Origin of the sequence: Weissella koreensis KACC 15510, from assembly GCF_000219805.1 — a bacterium.
Lineage (GTDB): Bacteria > Bacillota > Bacilli > Lactobacillales > Lactobacillaceae > Weissella > Weissella koreensis.
In genome coordinates this window covers 739,599-757,014 of the sequence record NC_015759.1, presented here as the reverse complement: position 1 = coordinate 757,014, position 17,416 = coordinate 739,599, and the positions used below count along the sequence as shown (strand labels likewise).

Annotated in this window: 12 protein-coding genes; 9 read left to right on the top strand and 3 right to left on the bottom strand. The window is 31.3% G+C overall.

The features are described from left to right. The first annotated feature begins 301 nt into the window (after positions 1-301). Together WKK_RS03685 and WKK_RS03680 are read left to right on the top strand one after the other, a co-directional pair. Complete coding sequence (locus WKK_RS03685) at positions 302-4,159, top strand: Cna B-type domain-containing protein (protein WP_013989510.1); 3,858 nt, start codon at positions 302-304, stop codon at positions 4,157-4,159. Positions 4,160-4,590: 431 nt separating this feature from the next. Then, on the top strand, positions 4,591-5,535 hold the full coding sequence (locus WKK_RS03680) for a DMT family transporter (RefSeq protein ID WP_013989509.1): 945 nt from the start codon (positions 4,591-4,593) through the stop codon (positions 5,533-5,535). Positions 5,536-5,660: 125 nt separating this feature from the next. Here the strand turns inward: WKK_RS03680 and WKK_RS03675 are convergent, their stop codons facing one another. After that, positions 5,661-6,557 carry a LysR family transcriptional regulator gene (locus WKK_RS03675; protein WP_006846177.1) on the bottom strand — a complete coding sequence of 299 codons (897 nt, stop codon included), beginning with the start codon at positions 6,555-6,557 and terminating at the stop codon, positions 5,661-5,663. A 115-nt stretch (positions 6,558-6,672) separates the two neighbouring features. Here WKK_RS03675 and WKK_RS03670 point away from each other — a divergent pair, with 115 nt between their 5' ends. Then, positions 6,673-8,247, top strand: a complete 1,575-nt coding sequence (locus WKK_RS03670; protein ID WP_013989508.1) for a cation:proton antiporter — start codon at positions 6,673-6,675, stop codon at positions 8,245-8,247. Between the two features lie 61 nt (positions 8,248-8,308). On the opposite strand, the gene WKK_RS03665 is transcribed toward WKK_RS03670, so the two are convergent. Continuing rightward, positions 8,309-9,130: an aldo/keto reductase gene (locus tag WKK_RS03665; protein ID WP_013989507.1), complete on the bottom strand. Its 822-nt coding sequence runs from the start codon at positions 9,128-9,130 to the stop codon at positions 8,309-8,311. A gap of 502 nt (positions 9,131-9,632) precedes the next feature. Here WKK_RS03665 and WKK_RS03660 point away from each other — a divergent pair. Further along, positions 9,633-10,466: an alpha/beta fold hydrolase gene (locus tag WKK_RS03660; protein ID WP_013989506.1), complete on the top strand. Its 834-nt coding sequence runs from the start codon at positions 9,633-9,635 to the stop codon at positions 10,464-10,466. Between the two features lie 63 nt (positions 10,467-10,529). Here WKK_RS03660 and WKK_RS03655 read toward each other — a convergent pair whose 3' ends face one another. Beyond that, positions 10,530-11,111: a TetR/AcrR family transcriptional regulator gene (locus WKK_RS03655; RefSeq protein WP_013989505.1), complete on the bottom strand. Its 582-nt coding sequence runs from the start codon at positions 11,109-11,111 to the stop codon at positions 10,530-10,532. A 180-nt stretch (positions 11,112-11,291) separates the two neighbouring features. On the opposite strand from WKK_RS03655, the gene WKK_RS03650 reads away from it, so the two are divergent. The 5 genes from WKK_RS03650 to WKK_RS03630 all read left to right on the top strand — a co-directional run bounded on the left by WKK_RS03650 (position 11,292) and on the right by WKK_RS03630 (position 17,385). Then, positions 11,292-12,431, top strand: coding sequence for an ABC transporter permease (locus WKK_RS03650; protein WP_013989504.1), 1,140 nt, complete (start codon positions 11,292-11,294; stop codon positions 12,429-12,431). A 566-nt stretch (positions 12,432-12,997) separates the two neighbouring features. Continuing rightward, the gene (locus WKK_RS03645) at positions 12,998-13,732 is read left to right on the top strand and encodes a hypothetical protein (RefSeq protein WP_013989503.1); all 735 of its coding nucleotides are present in this window, start codon (positions 12,998-13,000) and stop codon (positions 13,730-13,732) included. A 46-nt stretch (positions 13,733-13,778) separates the two neighbouring features. Then, on the top strand, positions 13,779-14,948 hold the full coding sequence (locus WKK_RS03640) for a glycosyltransferase (protein ID WP_013989502.1): 1,170 nt from the start codon (positions 13,779-13,781) through the stop codon (positions 14,946-14,948). Positions 14,949-15,382: 434 nt separating this feature from the next. Continuing rightward, positions 15,383-16,066: a Crp/Fnr family transcriptional regulator gene (locus WKK_RS03635; RefSeq protein ID WP_013989501.1), complete on the top strand. Its 684-nt coding sequence runs from the start codon at positions 15,383-15,385 to the stop codon at positions 16,064-16,066. Between the two features lie 668 nt (positions 16,067-16,734). Further along, positions 16,735-17,385 carry an ArsR/SmtB family transcription factor gene (locus tag WKK_RS03630; protein ID WP_013989500.1) on the top strand — a complete coding sequence of 217 codons (651 nt, stop codon included), beginning with the start codon at positions 16,735-16,737 and terminating at the stop codon, positions 17,383-17,385. Positions 17,386-17,416: the final 31 nt, after the last annotated feature.

Genomic DNA, 17,416 nt, shown 5'->3' with positions numbered 1-17,416 from the left:
ATATCTTAATAAGATTGAAACAGAGTTAGGCCTAATTAGCTTAGCTCTTTTTTGTCTATAAAGAAGATAATGATAGTCAAATTGTAAATAACAAAATGGGTGAGTTATCTGTATTAACTAACGATTATTAGATGAAAATTAAAAGAATTGCTGTTATTAGTTAGATGAATATAATTATTTAATTTAAATCAACTAGAATTGTCATAATTCTGTTAGAATAAAATTAATCTTTATGTTATTTAACTATATATATGTAAATTAAATATTGAATTTTAAATATTCAATTCAAGGAGGAATAAGTATGAAAAAAACAACTATATTAAGCATAATAATATTATTATTTAGTGTATTTTTAAATCCGAGTATAGTGGTAGCAGAGGCGATAGCTAGTCCACAAGATACAAACATAAATTTCATAAAAAATGTTTCAATTACCGATGGTAGTGGAAAAAATTTAGCTGGCAGTACTGTCAGTGAAAGTACAAAAGTTCAATTTAATATGGATTTTGAAGTACCAAATAGTTATACAGTAGTCCCTGGCGAAAAATATATTATGAATATTGATAATATCATTAAATATCGAACTGGAGTTAAGCCCATTGATCTTAAATTTAATGGAGTTTCAATGGGAACAGTAGATATTATTAATGGGCAAGCGATTATTACTTTTGATGATAGTGTTAAAACGCTAACTAACATTAAGGGTGAATTTAGTTTTTGGTCAAATTTTGATAAGTCACAAATCGATTATGAAAACGGAAATGATATTTCATTACCAACATCGGACAATCCAGATAATAAAATTCATTTAAAATTTTCTAAGGATAGTAGTGGGGGGTCTAGTGGTGAAAGCCTTATTTCGAAGAGTTTAACATATGATAAAGAGGATCCAACTATTATTGATTGGTCAATCACAGTGAATAACGTTGGTAATGCTGTTAACAATTCTATTTTTGTGGATCGTATGGATCCAGGTATGGAATATATCGCAGGATCTACTGTTATAAAGTATCGTAATTATAAAGGATCTTCTGAAGTTTTAAAGGTCGATAATTCAGATTTAAACTTTATTAAGCAGGGTGATGGTTCCACACAAGTTACCGTTAATTTTGGTGAATTAACTTCTAAAGCTTCACAAGATCCAAATGCTGTTACATCAATTTTAATAACGTATAAATCACGTATTATAGATAATGGTGTATTAGGTAGATATGCAAACCATGCTATTTCTTTTGATGGTAATGATGAATTAGCGAAGGCTAATAGTACTGCTAGCTGGCGTGGTCAAGATGGTGGCGGTAGTGGCGATAATAATGCTAAAGATCTTAAAGGTAAAAAGATTTGGAAGGATAATGATAATGCCAATCAATTACGTCCAGATCATGTTGTTATTCATCTTCTGAGAAATGGTGAACAATTCCTTACTAGATCGGCACTAGCTAGTGATGATTGGAATTATGACTTTACAAATTTAGCTATCATGGATCCGGATGGAAATCCCTATAAGTATGAAGTTAAAGAAGAAGGTATTCCTAACTATACAAGTAAAATCATTGAAACGGATGATGGATTTAACATAGAGAATTCTTTGAATAATGATATTAAAACATCAATTGTCGGTACGAAGAGTTGGGAAGATGATAATAATTCAGAATATATGCGGCCATCATCAATTGTGATTAATTTATTACAAAATGGAAATAAGATTGATTCTAAAGTTGTTAGCGCAGATACTAATTGGCAATATAAATTTAATAATTTATCTTTAAACGATAAAGATGGAGAAAAATACGAATATACTGTCAGTGAAGATAGAGTTCCTAATTATTTAAGTGATGTTAATGGTTATGATGTGACTAACACTTTTAATCCTGATATTTCTATCTCAGGAAACAAAACATGGGTAGATGAAAATAACGCTAAAAAGACCCGCCCAGCAAGTATAACGATCAACTTATTGGCGAATGGAAAGCAAGTAGAATCTAAGAAGGTTTCAGCCGCGGAAGATTGGAAGTATAAGTTTAGTAACTTAAACAAAAATGATGCCGCAGGCAAAGCGATTGTTTATACCATTAGTGAAGATGATGTAGATGGTTATACGAGTGAGATCAATGGGTACAATGTGAAGAATACATTGTTGAAGGGAATTACACCGGTCTTACCACAAAAGACATCAGTTTCAGGAAGTAAGACCTGGGTAGATGAAAATAACGCTAAAAAGACTCGCCCAGCAAGTATAACGATCAACTTATTGGCGAATGGAAAGCAAGTAGAATCTAAGAAGGTATCAGCTGCGGAAGATTGGAAGTATAAGTTTAGTAACTTAAACAAAAATGATGCCGCAGGCAAAGCGATTGTTTATACCATTAGTGAAGATGATGTAGAAGGTTATACGAGTGAGATCAATGGGTACAATGTGAAGAACACATTGTTGAAGGGAATCACACCAGTCTTACCACAAAAGACATCAGTTTCAGGAAGTAAGACCTGGGTAGATGAAAATAACGCTAAAAAGACTCGCCCAGCAAGTATAACGATCAATTTATTGGCGAATGGAAAGCAAGTAGAATCTAAGAAGGTTTCAGCCGCGGAAGATTGGAAGTATAAGTTTAGTAACTTAAACAAAAATGATGCCGCAGGCAAAGCGATTGTTTATACCATTAGTGAAGATGATGTAGATGGTTATACGGGTGAAGTCGAGGGCTACAATGTGAAGAATACATTGTTGAAGGGAATTACACCGGTCTTACCACAAAAGACATCAGTTTCAGGAAGTAAGACCTGGGTAGATGAAAATAACGCTAAAAAGACCCGCCCAGCAAGTATAACGATCAACTTATTGGCGAATGGAAAGCAAGTAGAATCTAAAAAGGTTTCAGCCGCGGAAGATTGGAAGTATAAGTTTAGTAACTTAAACAAAAATGATGCCGCAGGCAAAGCGATTGTTTATACCATTAGTGAAGATGATGTAGATGGTTATACGGGTGAAGTCGAGGGCTACAATGTGAAGAACACATTGTTGAAGGGAATCACACCAGTATTACCACAAAAGACATCAGTTTCAGGAAGTAAGACCTGGGTAGATGAAAATAACGCTAAAAAGACCCGCCCAGCAAGTATAACGATCAACTTATTGGCGAATGGAAAGCAAGTAGAATCTAAGAAGGTATCAGCTGCGGAAGATTGGAAGTATAAGTTTAGTAACTTAAACAAAAATGATGCCGCAGGCAAAGCGATTGTTTATACCATTAGTGAAGATGATGTAGAAGGTTACACGGGTGAGGTCGAGGGCTACAATGTGAAGAATACATTGTTGAAGGGAATTACACCAGTATTACCACAAAAGACATCAGTTTCAGGAAGTAAGACCTGGGTAGATGAAAATAACGCTAAAAAGACTCGCCCAGCAAGTATAACAATCAATTTATTGGCGAATGGAAAGCAAGTAGAATCTAAGAAGGTTTCAGCCGCGGAAGATTGGAAGTATAAGTTTAGTAACTTAAACAAAAATGATGCCGCAGGCAAAGCGATTGTTTATACCATTAGTGAAGATGATGTAGATGGTTATACGGGTGAAGTCGAGGGCTACAATGTGAAGAATACATTGTTGAAGGGAATTACACCGGTATTACCACAAAAGACATCAGTTTCAGGAAGTAAGACCTGGGTAGATGAAAATAACGCTAAAAAGACTCGCCCAGCAAGTATAACGATCAACTTATTGGCAAATGGAAAGCAAGTAGAATCTAAGAAGGTTTCAGCTGCGGAAGATTGGAAGTATAAGTTTAGTAACTTAAACAAAAATGATGCCGCAGGCAAAGCGATTGTTTATACCATTAGTGAAGATGATGTAGATGGTTATACGGGTGAAGTCGAGGGCTACAATGTGAAGAATACATTGTTGAAGGGAATTACACCAGTCTTACCACAAATTCCTAATACCCCAGAGTTACCTGTTATACCAGATAATAATAATCCAGAAGATAATAAAGATACTTCAAATGGAAATGATAAAAATGACGATATTGTTGAAAACATTACGAAGAACGTAGAAACTCTATTGCCCAATACGGCATCACAAAAACTTACAGTAACTGGTTTAATCAGTGCAGTGTTAACATTATTAGCTGGAATGATTGTTTGGAAGAAGCGTAAGTAATATTTATTCAAGGATTGGACAAATTCGATTAAAACCACTACTGATATTACAGTAGTGGTTTTATTGTATTGATATAAAAAATAGGATATTAAATATTGTTTGTCTTGGTGGGCAAAAATTAAAGTAAATTAATGAAAAGCATTTCAAGCTGGTTAACGCCAGGGAATGTTTTTTTAGATGGATTAGTCATTCAATAACAAGTAGTCTAAATATTTAGTATTAACCAATGGTTAATACTGTCTGAATAAATTAACACATTCTCCGGTTGCGTATTTCTAGGTATACTACATTTAGTTACTTGGAAGCGATGGAATTAAATCGGGACATAGTGATTAAAAGAAACACAATAGGAGTTATTAAATCAAATATATGCAAAGACTCTAAAGATTGAGAAACGATCTTTTAATACGAATTTATAAGGAGAAAACTAAATGTTTTTACTATTTTTAATACCTATTTTGATTGGAATTGGTGTATCTAGTCAGACAGCTATCAATGCACAGTTGCGTTCTTACACTAAATCACCATATTTAGCATCAGCCATTTCTTTCTTTATTGGTATGCTATTGCTCATCGTTTTAACTTTTATCACTAAACATACTATTGCAATCCCAGCATCTGTATTTAGTAATAATCCTTGGTGGATATGGTTGGGAAGTATTACTGGTGCATTTAGTCTGACGGTTAATATTTTACTTTTTGCTAAATTAGGAAGCAAATTAGCAGCTGTTTTACCAATTTCTGGACAAATTATGATGGGGATTGTGATTGACCAATTTGGGCTATTTTCTTCTCCAATTACAAAATTAACATTGATTAAAATAATCGGTCTTGTTTTTGTTATTTTAGGCTTGTTAAGTATCGTTGGGATTTTTGAATCTAGTAAAAAAGATTCTAACTTATCTACAAATAGGGTTCCCCATCAATTTATTTGGGAACTATTAGGGATTTTTAGTGGAGTATTATTTGCTATTCAAACAGCAACCAACGGGCGATTAGGAGTAGTACTTCATTCACCAATTCATGCGGCGTTAGTTACCTTTACGGTAGGAACTATAGTTTTAATTATTATAAGTTTTATTACAATAGCTCCTGTTTTAAAATTCAATAATAATGGCAATAAACTGGGTAAAAAAGATTGGTGGGTCCTAATTGGCGGTATTCTTGGTGGAATCAATATTATTCTTATTGCTTGGTTGGCACCACAAATTGGAACAGGGGCGGTTGTAGTTATTTCACTCTTTGGTCAGTTAGGATTTAGCATTTTAGTTGATCAATTTGCATTTTTCAGGTCTTCAAAGATTCCGGTGACGCGGCTTCAAATTATTGGCGCTGCTGTTATGCTTGTAGGAATCGTAATTGTTTATTTTGTATAAATTAAATTAATTTTATACATCTTGTTAAAGTTTGATATTTCGAAAAAAATATTTTCAATCAATATTGATTAAGTATATAAAAAATGATCCTATTAAATTGTTTAAAATTTAATAGGATTATTTTTTTAATTTTGATATAATTTTTCACTTTCTTTAATAAAATCACGCACATGATTAGATGCATTATTAGAATAAATAATTCCATAAGGCATTTTATAATCCCATTTCATCGGAATAGTGACCAAAGCTGGATGAAGGTCTTTCCAAATATCTAAAGTTTCCATAATATAATTTTCTTGTTCGCTTAGATTAAAAGCATCAATATCATAGAAATTATCGGTATTCACAATGTTTATTTTAGAATGGCTGGTTTCAATTTCTGTACGTAATTGATCTAGTTCGGGAGATTGACCTCTTCTAACAAGAAGCAATGACTCATCGTCCAAATCAGACCAATCAAGACTTTCTTTTTTAGCTAAGTGATTTCGACGTGGAACGGCACAATAGCAAATTTTATTTTCAAGTACCGCCATCTTGTATGGACCATTTAAAATTTCATACGAATCACCGGGACCAACAAAGCAATCAAGAGTATCGCCTAATGATGTAAGCATTTTTTGCATGCTACTTGGATCATCACCAAAAGGAACAATCTTTAAATTGAATGGAAGTTCACCACTGTTAACTTTTGACCACAGATCAATTAGGAGACTTCCTGAACGTAATAGTGAAGTGCCAATTCGGATAACTTGTTTTTCATTTTTAGAAATATTTTGAGCCTGCTCAACTGCTGTTTCTGAGGCTTTAATTAATTGTAAAGCTGAGTTATATATAGATTTTCCGGCTGCAGTTAGTGTTACTCCTTTGGTGGAACGATTGAATAATTTAACTTTGGTAGCATTCTCTAAAGACTCAATTTGTTTCATAACTGAAACGGGTGAAATAAATAATTGAGCCGCAGCTTTTGTAAAGCTACCTGACTCCACTACTTGAATAAATGTATCTAGTTTCGCGTCATACATGCAAAGATATTCCTCCTAAGTATTAACCTATAATTAACGCAATACTATCTTCTTAGATGATCCTTTGTCAACTTTAATTGTATACTTATATAGAATAATTAAAGGAGTAGTAATTATGAATCTAATCAGCATTATAGTCATTATTTTAGCATCAATCACCATTAGTAACTTTATCTCTAAACTTTTCCCTCAAATTGCGAATACTTATTTGAATACAATCTTTGGTTTTGGTATTGGATTGTTACCATGGGTAAGAAATATATTTCCGCAACTGAATAATGAAGTTTTTATGCTAGTTATTCTAGCACCATTACTTTTTTTCGATGGTCAGCGGACACCGATAATTAAAATTGAAACACGTTTAAAAGAAATAGTTGGTAGCTCAGCCGTTTTAGTTCTTATTTCAGCATTAATTGTGACATTTTCAACCCATGTATTGCTGGGCTTAAATGTAGCATTTGCTTTAATTATTGCTGCCATCAGCACACCGACAGATGCGACTGGATTTGAAACGATAATTACCAGTCGGAAAGTTGACTCGGGTGTTTCTGATCGAATTAGTGAAGAGGCTTTATTTAATGACGCTTCTGGAATTATTTTATTACAAGCAGGATTTTTATGGTTTGCAACGGGAACCATATCTTTTAGTCAAAACTTCGTCCAATTTTTGTTTATGACCATTGGTGGGGCAATAATTGGAATCATTTTAAGTAATTTAGTAATTATAATTAGGCAATTATTGATGCGATCAACATTTAATGTTAATTCTTCGCAAACTTTACTGTATATTTTAACTCCTATTTTGATTTATTTTATTGCTGAAAGTTTACATACCTCCGGGATAATTGCTGTGGTTATTGCTGGATTAACGCATAATAGTGAATCGAATCGAAGTCGTTTTGTATCTTCACGGCAAACAGTTTTTACGTTACAGTCGATTTCTTTCTTAACTGAAGTTTTAAATAGTGTTGTTTTCTTTATTTTAGGAATTTCTTTAGCTAAAATTACAGCTGTTCCAATCCCAGCACTCGTACCTGTGTTCTTTTGGATAGGAACGGGAATTTTAGTATACTTTTTGCTAATACTTTGCCGTTTTATTTATAGTAAATTTAAATATTCTGTAAGGGAAAGTATCGTTTTTAGTTTTGGTGGTGTTCATGGAACAGTCACATTAGCAATGACTTTTATAGCTAGTGATTATTTGCCAAATAATTTATTTATTGGGTTAATTATTACTGAAACAACAATTATTTTACTGAGTTTCTTAGTACCAACCATTCTATTTAAAATTATTCTACCGCAAAGTCCAGATCCCAATACACGTGAACAGCATCTCCAAAAAATTCGGGAGCAGGCAGTATCTATTGGAATAAAGACCATTGAGAATTTAAAAGTTGATTCAGAAATTAAGGAAATGGTACTTTATGATTTACGTGACCAGAGTAAAAGAAACTCAATTGGAAGTTTTCTAAAACAGTATCGCCAATTTGGTACAAATGGAACTCATTTAAATCATTTAAAAAGTCGTAATCGTCAGCAGTTGATGATTCAAGCATTTACGGCCGAGCGCAATTATCTATATCAACTGGCTAATCAAATTCCTGAACAGACTGATCTTATACATGAAATCTATAGTGAAATTTTATACGCTGAAATTCTTATGTTGGACTCTCAAAATAGTCTAGTTTAAAAAAAGCTTCCCTTAGATAGAAACTATTTCTATCTAAGGGAAGCTTTTTGAAATGAAATGATTAATAATTTGCTTCTTCTTGCATTGATGATGGCCAATAAGTGGTTGAGGCTTTATGATCTAAATTTCTGATCTCGTTAATTTCATTAGCATTTAATTGAAAGTCAAAAATGTCTAAATTAGTAGCAATATGTTCAGGATTAGTAGACTTAGGAATCACCATGATGTCTTCTTGGGTTAAGAATCTTAAAATGGTTTGAGCCACAGATTTTTGATGATTAGCTGCAATGTTTTTAAGCAACGGGTCTTGCAACATATTCGTTCTACCCTCTCCCAGTGGAGCCCAAGCTTCATGCAGGATATGTTGTTCGTTTAGATAGGTATGCATTTTCTTTTGCTGCCAATATATATGAGTTTCAATTTGGTTTACTGCCGGAATAACATCACTTTGATTGATGATTGCTTGTGTTTGTTGACTATTAAAATTACTTAACCCAATAGCCCTTACCTTACCAGCTTTATATGCAGCTTCTAGAGCATGATAAGTTTCTTCATCGTGGATCGTTGGACAATGAATAATCATTAAATCAAAGTAATCTAGCTGGGCGGTATGAAGTGATTCATCAATACCACGTTTAGTATCATTAAACCCAGAAGTCTGGACCTTCGAAGTTACAAAAATTTGATCTCGTGAAATACTGCTTTTGTTAATTGCCGCTCCAACTTCTTTTTCATTACCATAATTTTGGGCGGTATCGATATTACGATAACCAAGGTCGAGCGCCTTAGTAACATTTTTTTCTGTAATACTATTAGGCATTTGATAAGTTCCAAATCCTAATTTAGGTACTTTTACACCATTATTTAATTCAAAATATTCCATAGTATTTAGCTTCCTTAGTGATTAATGTAAAAAGATTGCAGTTAATTATTTTTATGAGATAGTCATTCGTACTATGAATAACTATCTATATTTAATCTTAACCCTTATTTTTAGAAACAGAACTTAAAAAAAGTTAATTACGTGTGAACGAATGATTAACGCTAAATCGATTATAATTGCTGCTTATTTAGATCGTAAATGTTTTTAAATTATGGCTGACAGGTTTGATTTCAAACAATTTAAAAATTGACGATGTGAAAAATACATCGTATACTTGAATGAACGTTCCAGAAAAATATAAGATTAGTTGATTAAATAATTTTATTAAGTTAAAGAATTGAAACGAGAAATTAAAATTTCAGAAAAATTTAGATGAATTAAACCATTCTATAAATTAAAAAAATGTCCTTACTTTGTATTGAAGGTTAGGAAACCTTAAATTAGTTTCTTTTGATGGAAGATAAGGTAAAATTGTTAAGCATTTTAAGGAGTAGTATTACTGATGGAAAATTATTTAGAGAGTCCTAATCGTTTTGTTGTGGCAAGGGGAAGCCATAAATTTGCATATCGTGAAATGGGAAACAAAACGGGGCGTCCATTACTTTTATTGAATCACCTTTCGGCAACTTTAGATAATTGGGATCCAGCATTAATTGATGAATTAAGCCAGAATCGTTGGATTATAGTTTTTGATAATTCTGGAATTGGTTTGTCAAATGGGACTGTGCCAACGAAAATTGAGGAAATGGCAGATGAAGTGGCTTATTTTATAGAGGCATTGAATTTGCAAGAGGTAGATTTACTAGGTCTTTCAATGGGAGGATTTATTGCCCAAGATTTCACGCTAAAATATCCTAAAATGGTTCATCAATTAATTCTCGTTGGAACGGGTCCTAAGGGAGATCATAAAATTGGGGATGTTGGTAAAGTTACCAATCAATTTTTACTTAAGACCATCTTTACCAGGCAAGATGTGAAAGAACGTTTGTTTTTTACCACCAGTACAGAAGGTAAGACAAAAGCTCGTGAATTTATAGGCCGGTTGAAGCAGCGTGTCGTTGTAAAAGATCAAAAAATAGCTTTAACTGCCTATTTAAGACAGTTAAAAGCAATTAAAAAATTTGCGAATGATCAAAATGATGATTTGACGAAAATAAATGCGGAAACCCTAGTGGTGAACGGCGATACAGATGCAATGGTACCAACGCAAGGTTCTTATGCAATTGCGCAACAGATTCCAAATTCGCAGCTAAAAATTTATGCTGATGCCGGACATACTTCTTTATTCCAATATCCAATGGACTTTTCAAAAGTAGTAAATGAATTTTTGAATTAAAATTTTTCAATAAAAGAGATCATCGTTGAATGATGATCTCTTTTTATATTCAAGATATTAAATTTAATTAGAATTACTTATAGTATTTAGTATGCCCTTTTCAATAATGTCATCTATTATTTGAGAAAGTTCTTCAATACTAATATCGGTATTTTGTAACCATGTTTTAATCACGCCGAGTAACCCATTAGTAAGAAATTGTAATGTGATTTCTTGTTCAATTGTAGGATGATCAATTACAATTCCAAAATATTTTATATTGTTTTGGGAGAAGGTATACATCTCTGTGAGGATTTTAGTCTCAAAGGTCAAATCTCCGTTTTCACCTATCATAGCTGAAATAAAAGAAGAATTGTTATTTAGGACACTAAGAACTTCAGTTCGATACGTATTAAAGCTTGATGAAGTAACATTGTCATCAAGATATTTTTTAAGAATATCTTTTGTCTGATCCAATATCTCATCTTCTTTTTTATTAATTAAATCAAATTTGTCATCAAAATGTCGGTAAAAAGTTCCTCTATTTATTTTTGCTTCTTTGGTAATATCAGATATTGTAATTTTTGAAATATCTTTGGTGTTTAAAATTGTGATGAATGCATCGATAATTTGAGATTTTGTTTGATTAGTTTTATGTGAATACATAATAATTCCTTTCAAAAATGAACATTAAATGAATGGTTGTTGTAATTGAAACGATTTTCAAATTATTGTTTCTGTCTTTATTACTTACTTTAAAATATAATAATAATCGAAGAAAAGCAACAGAGTGTTGAAAAAAGAACTAGATGTTGCTTTTAAATTAACTATTATAGGAGAAGTGAGATGTTCAAAAATAAATTTCATATTTTGTCGCTAGTTGTGGCTTTAATAATGGGTATACTACTAATTATTGCCCAAATTCCCAGCACTAAAGTTGCGCCTAAGAACTTACCGTTAGCCATTGTAGATACCGATAATACAGTTGTCACTAAAAATATTGTTAAGCAGTTAACCAGTGTAACTTCAACTGGTGGAAAAAATGCAACTACGATTAAGTGGAGTAAAATTAATAGTGAAAAAGACTTAAGGAATGATATGGATCATCAGAAGTATTATGGTGCATTAATTATCGATAAGAGTTTTTCAAAAGATATCACAAATTTACCAATGCCAAATGCAAAAAAGCCTGAGATGCGTATCATTATAAATCAAGCTAAAAATGCGACAGTGGCTACGTCAGTTCAAAATGTTTTAAATACGATGACAAATAAAGTTGGACAAAACATATCCAACCAGGTTATTACCAAATCACAAATGATGAATGTTAACATTAGTCCCGAAACTGAAAAAACATTGTTAAATCCAATAAATGTTACGACTAAAACGGTTCATAGTACCAAAGACCGACCAACTGCTAGTTCAAGTTTTTTCCAACCTATATGGATGGGAGCGTTATTGGGAACCGTCATGATGCTGTTAGCTCAAAAAGGTTTTGAAGATAGAAATAAAGGTGCAAAGCTATCTTCAAAATTGATTGAAATTGGAGTGATTATTGTAATTGCATTAGTTTCAGGATTTATTTCAACAATTGGTGCCCAAGAGATCCTTGGATACTCATATTCAAGCTTTGTAACGGTGGCATTCTTCGCTTCACTTGCCTCACTTGCCTTTCAACTGTTAATGTTTGGAGTTGAACTATGGATTGGTATGGCTGGTATTCCGGTCTTCGCTTTGTTGATGCTATTTTCAATGCCAATTGTTAACTTGGCCCCAGAGATGTTAACGTCATTTTACTCTAATTGGGTTATGCCATGGCTACCAATGAGGTTCTTGTTGGATGGAATGAAGTCAATTGTTTATTATGATTACTCATTTTGGAATGGTAATACTCAATCTTTGCTTTGGGTTGTATTAATTGGAATAACACTTGTAATTTCTTCAGTATTTAAATCTAATAAAAAGGCTCAGGTTAAGGCTAATTAAAAAATAATATGAGTAAACACATAACTGTAATAATTATTGAAGTTAGGTACTTATAAAGAAATATTTAGAGACTAGATAAATAAATACACCTATGAAAAAGCCAATTTAGGCAGATTCGTAGGTGTATTTTTAATTACTATTTATTGATTATCAAGGTTGTTTTTTTGATATTTATGAAATAAATTACTATTTAAAATAAAACAGTGTTGTTATATCTAACTATATGCAGGAATATTATTTATTATTAATGTCATTCTTACCAAAAACGACATTAATAATGTCAATTACTTACGCTTTAGCTAAGTATTTTATTTTATTGTATTGTTGCTTTTGTATGTTATCTATGTAGGAAAATGATTGATAAATATGGATTAATTAGAAATTTATTCATTAAATCCATCAGATATTGATATTCTAAGAGCGTTAGATGGCAATGGAAGGTGCGTTATTAAGGCTAAATAAATCTAAGTAACCATTTATGTGATTAAACAATAAGGTATGGATCTTCTCGTAGATGGCTTAGCAGTGTAATTAAATAAAATATTTAATATTAGGAATTAAAAGATATGGTAAATACAAGTAAAAGAAAAATTATTAATAAACATTATAATGACTATTTCAAAGATAGTATAAATTTAACTTTTGGTGAGTTTGAAAGATATCTACAAATTGAAGATGAAGATACGGTTTTAATGAATAGGACAGAAGGAGTATTGCTATGGAGATTTTATCATTCACTTGATTTTAATCCATCGCTTGCATATGACCACTATTTATATTTGATATACTCTCTGAATAAAACACCCCAATATATCATAAAAAATAGACTTAGTGATATATATGATAACAACCCTAAAATAAAGAAAAAAGTTTATGGATTTTTTGGTAGCAAATTATATAAACTTTATACTGAAAAATATCACGCTACTTTAGATGAGTTGTATTATCAAAATTTTTATAAGAGTAATAATTCATATAATTTAGAAAGAGATAGTACGAATTCTAGGATTTTATTGAGCAGATTTGAAAATGAAGAAATTATTTTCGTTGGTAAATTAGATGATATGAAACTTATTGAGCATCAAGATACAGTCAGATTATTATTTAGGAATGTATTTGTGGTAAATAATAAAATTAAATCAACATTATATTATGATCATATAAACTTATTTTTAGGGTTAGCTAAGGCGAAAAAATTATCTTTAGGTCATTATTACCATAAAAATGGCACTGTTGAAAGGTATCATCGTTCTAATGACTCAAAAAATGATCCAGAGTCATTTGGGATAAATATATCCTAATCAACTTAATTAAAAAAAGCATTAAAAATATACGGAAGATATATTTATGATTACATTTTATGTTTTACAAAAAACGATTGGAATAGATAAAGGAGGAATTAATTCTTCCTCCTTTATGCATGCTAACGAATTATATAAACTAAATTTAGGAAATGTATATTTAGTGCATATCGAACCGACGCAAATTAAGAAACAAGATTTGGAATTTAATCTTCATGCAGAAAAGGGCTTGATGGAAGGAGTAGGTGTTTTACAACCTGATCAATTCCTTTCAAAAAGTGATCAAGCTAATTGGCTTCTTAGCTTAATAAAGAATGATTTAAAACGAAATGAGAAGGTATTCATAATTAATGAAGATAAAAGTTTATTTCAAATGGTAGTTTTATATAAACATATATTTACTAATTTAAAGTTAATACAAGTGATTCACAATAATCATATGGATTTGCATGGTGGGGTTAAAGAGCAATATCAGTATATGTTTGACAGGCAAAATGAAGTTGATAAATTCATTGTTTTAACAAAACAACAAAAATTTGATTTGATAGATACTCAACTAATCCGTCCAGAAAAAACAGTATATCTACCAAATGCTATTTCTGAAAATGTTTTTATTAGAAAAGAAGTAAACTTACGAAAAGAAATCAACATTTTTACAAGATATAATGATCGACAAAAAGGAATAACTAAATTTTTAACACAAATTATGCCACCTGTTATAGCACAATTTCCTAATGTTCATGTTAATTTCTATGGAGCACTGAATAAACCTGAGGAATCTTCTGTTGCACAACCATTTATAAAAATAGTTAATGAAAACAAATTATATAATAACGTAACTATAAATGATTATGTGAATGGAGAAATCAAACGTAATTTGATGAGTAGGACGTTATTTACAGTGTTGTCTTCTAATTATGAAGGTATGCCTCTGACTATTCTAGAAATGGCACAGTATGGAGTTCCAACCATTGCTTTTGACGTGAAGTATGGACCAAGAGAATGGATTAATAATAATGAAAATGGGTATCTAGTGGATAATGGGGATGTGGATTTATTTGTGAAAAGGATGATTTATTTATTAACTAATCCTGAATTAACTCATAAATTAGGCATCCAGGCACAAGCAACAGTTAAAAATAAGTATCAAGATACAAAAGTTATGCTAATATGGTCAGAATTAATAGCTAAATTAGTAGATATAAATTTTAAATAGTCATTTGATGTAGCCAAATGATTGACCGAGCTGGTAGACGAATTGAAATAAGTAGATAAAAAGGACGAATTCAAGGGTTCGCCCTTTTTTGGTGGAGAATTTGTATTCAATCTGTACTAATAATTCCTATGTATAAATATAAAGAAATACAGGGTAAGGATCTTCCTAAATAAGATAATGGTGGATTTGGATCTATATTTGAGTTGATGGGAATATATTAATTAATTATAAAAAATTTATCTTAACATAATATCTCATATAATTTGGTAACATACGTTACCAAAAAAATACAAATTATGCATATTATATGGATGAAAACAGAAATAAATGTAACCGATATCAGGATTATAATATGGCCCGTATAGACATAAAAATAACGATAAAAAACGTATTTAATCTTATATTTATTATTGTCGAGGAGGCTGGTTGTAAGGATGACAGATATAAAACCAATTTATGTCAATCACCTTTTAAGTGAGGTGGAAAAGTTAACACTGGATGACAAAATAACAGTAAAACTATCAAAAAAGATGTATTTAACCAGGGAAAGCTATTTAGAGTCACATGTCTATATTTTGATTGAGGGTGTTGTTATCATGTCCCTTTTAGGGACGAATGGAGAAAATGTCAATATTTCTTACATGAATAAACCAGGGATTGTCACACTTTTTAGGGAAGAGGATGAAGGATTAGTTAACCAACCTTATGATGTTAAAGTTGATTCCAATACGGCCACTTTTTATAGAGTTAATCGTCTTACGTTTTGGAAACTCGTTAATAAAGATGAAATTTTAAATCAGTATGTAAAAATGTATTATCGACAAAGAATAAATGCAAATGTAGAACGAATGGAATATATGGGTAGTAGCAAGGTTGATCAAGTTGGTGAATTTCTGTATAGATGTATTAAATTATTTGGTGTTAAAAATAATATTAATGGAGAAATATTAATTAATCATAAAATAACACACCAAACGATCGGTGATTTTTGTGGGATTAAAAGCAGGAGTTCAGTAACTAGAATTATGAATAAATTGGTCAGTCAAAACTTAATAGAACAAAAAATGAGATTGATCTTGATTAAAGATGTAGAATATTTTGAAAAATATGCTAGATGAAATTTAAAGTTAACTATGGAGCAATGGAATTAAGATTAGCAAACATGTATTGTTGAGTACTACAATTATTGGATTAGTTATTAGACATTCAAAATAATTCAGCAAACAAAAATGGCCAATTTACTGTTGAAAGTAAAAGTAGTTCAAAAGACAATTATACAAATAATAGTCAGAACATCTCAAATGATGATTCTGCAGATAAGGATAGTGTACCAACAAGCAACTAAGAGTAATGAAAGTTCTAATCAGATAAGATAAATAATTAGTCAACGATAAAATCAAAGTATTAGTGGTACAAGATACTAAAGAAACCAGCACATCCGTTTTTTCGATTTATGCGTGGTTTTGGGTTGAATTGGTAACTAGAGACGTTAGAGTCCGTCGTACTATATGAACGAATTGTAAAATAAATGAAATCAGCTAAAATTAAGATCCATCTATAATAAAATAATATCTATATATTATCGGTAAAATAAACGGGAAACTGCCAATGAAGCTAGGTATAACAAGGCTTCATTGTGCCCGCTTTTTTATTTTGGCGGGATTTTGAACGGGGAATGTCGGGAAATAACGGAATGAAAATTATATTGCTAAATATAAATGTATTGACAATAAGAAATGTCATTATTAAACTATTCAATAAATGGATTGAATTCAAGAGGTGTAAAATGAATGATTCGATACAAATATATAAAGATCAATTATATAAAGAATTGGCTCGATTAGGGAAGGGTCTTGCTAGCGACAAACGATTAGAAATTTTAGATCTTTTAACCCAGTCATCTAAATCAGTAGAAGTTATTTCTAAAGAAACAGGTATGAGTATTGCTAATACATCAAGACATTTACAGGTATTAAAAGAAAGCCGTTTGGTAAAAAATACTAAAGATGGGAATCGGGTTATTTATAGCATAAGTTCGGAAAAAATAAGTAAATTAATTCTCTTATTAATTAGTGTTGGAGAAGATGAACTTTCTGAAATGAAATCAATCGAACAACTTTCTGATAGCGCCGAGGGTGTAAAAACCATTTCATTAGATCAAGCATTTAGAAATAAAGAAGATAGTTTATTGTTAGATGTGCGTCCAGTTGATGAATACGAAGCTGGACATGCCGAAGGTGCCCTTAATATCCCATTAGATAAATTGGAAGAAAATTTGGATAAGTTACCAAAAAATAAGACAATTATTGTATATTGTCGTGGAAGACTTTGCGGTAGATCTAATCAAGCAACTCATGATTTGAATGAAAGAGGATTTGATGCTTTTAGTTTAAATAGTAGTTATCAAGAGTGGAGAGCGTTAAGTTTGGCTAAATAAAATTAGATTAAATGAATTACGTATGTTCTTA

Bases quoted from the DNA above. Each gene is read 5' to 3' on its own strand.
- WKK_RS03655 (WP_013989505.1), bottom strand. From the start codon at position 11,111: ATGTATTCACATAAAACTAATCAAACAAAATCTCAAATTATCGATGCA.
- WKK_RS03660 (WP_013989506.1), top strand. From the start codon at position 9,633: ATGGAAAATTATTTAGAGAGTCCTAATCGTTTTGTTGTGGCAAGGGGA.
- WKK_RS03675 (WP_006846177.1), bottom strand. From the start codon at position 6,557: ATGTATGACGCGAAACTAGATACATTTATTCAAGTAGTGGAGTCAGGT.
- WKK_RS03640 (WP_013989502.1), top strand. From the start codon at position 13,779: ATGATTACATTTTATGTTTTACAAAAAACGATTGGAATAGATAAAGGA.
- WKK_RS03645 (WP_013989503.1), top strand. From the start codon at position 12,998: ATGGTAAATACAAGTAAAAGAAAAATTATTAATAAACATTATAATGAC.
- WKK_RS03650 (WP_013989504.1), top strand. From the start codon at position 11,292: ATGTTCAAAAATAAATTTCATATTTTGTCGCTAGTTGTGGCTTTAATA.
- WKK_RS03670 (WP_013989508.1), top strand. From the start codon at position 6,673: ATGAATCTAATCAGCATTATAGTCATTATTTTAGCATCAATCACCATT.
- WKK_RS03680 (WP_013989509.1), top strand. From the start codon at position 4,591: ATGTTTTTACTATTTTTAATACCTATTTTGATTGGAATTGGTGTATCT.
- WKK_RS03665 (WP_013989507.1), bottom strand. From the start codon at position 9,130: ATGGAATATTTTGAATTAAATAATGGTGTAAAAGTACCTAAATTAGGA.
- WKK_RS03635 (WP_013989501.1), top strand. From the start codon at position 15,383: ATGACAGATATAAAACCAATTTATGTCAATCACCTTTTAAGTGAGGTG.
- WKK_RS03685 (WP_013989510.1), top strand. From the start codon at position 302: ATGAAAAAAACAACTATATTAAGCATAATAATATTATTATTTAGTGTA.
- WKK_RS03630 (WP_013989500.1), top strand. From the start codon at position 16,735: ATGAATGATTCGATACAAATATATAAAGATCAATTATATAAAGAATTG.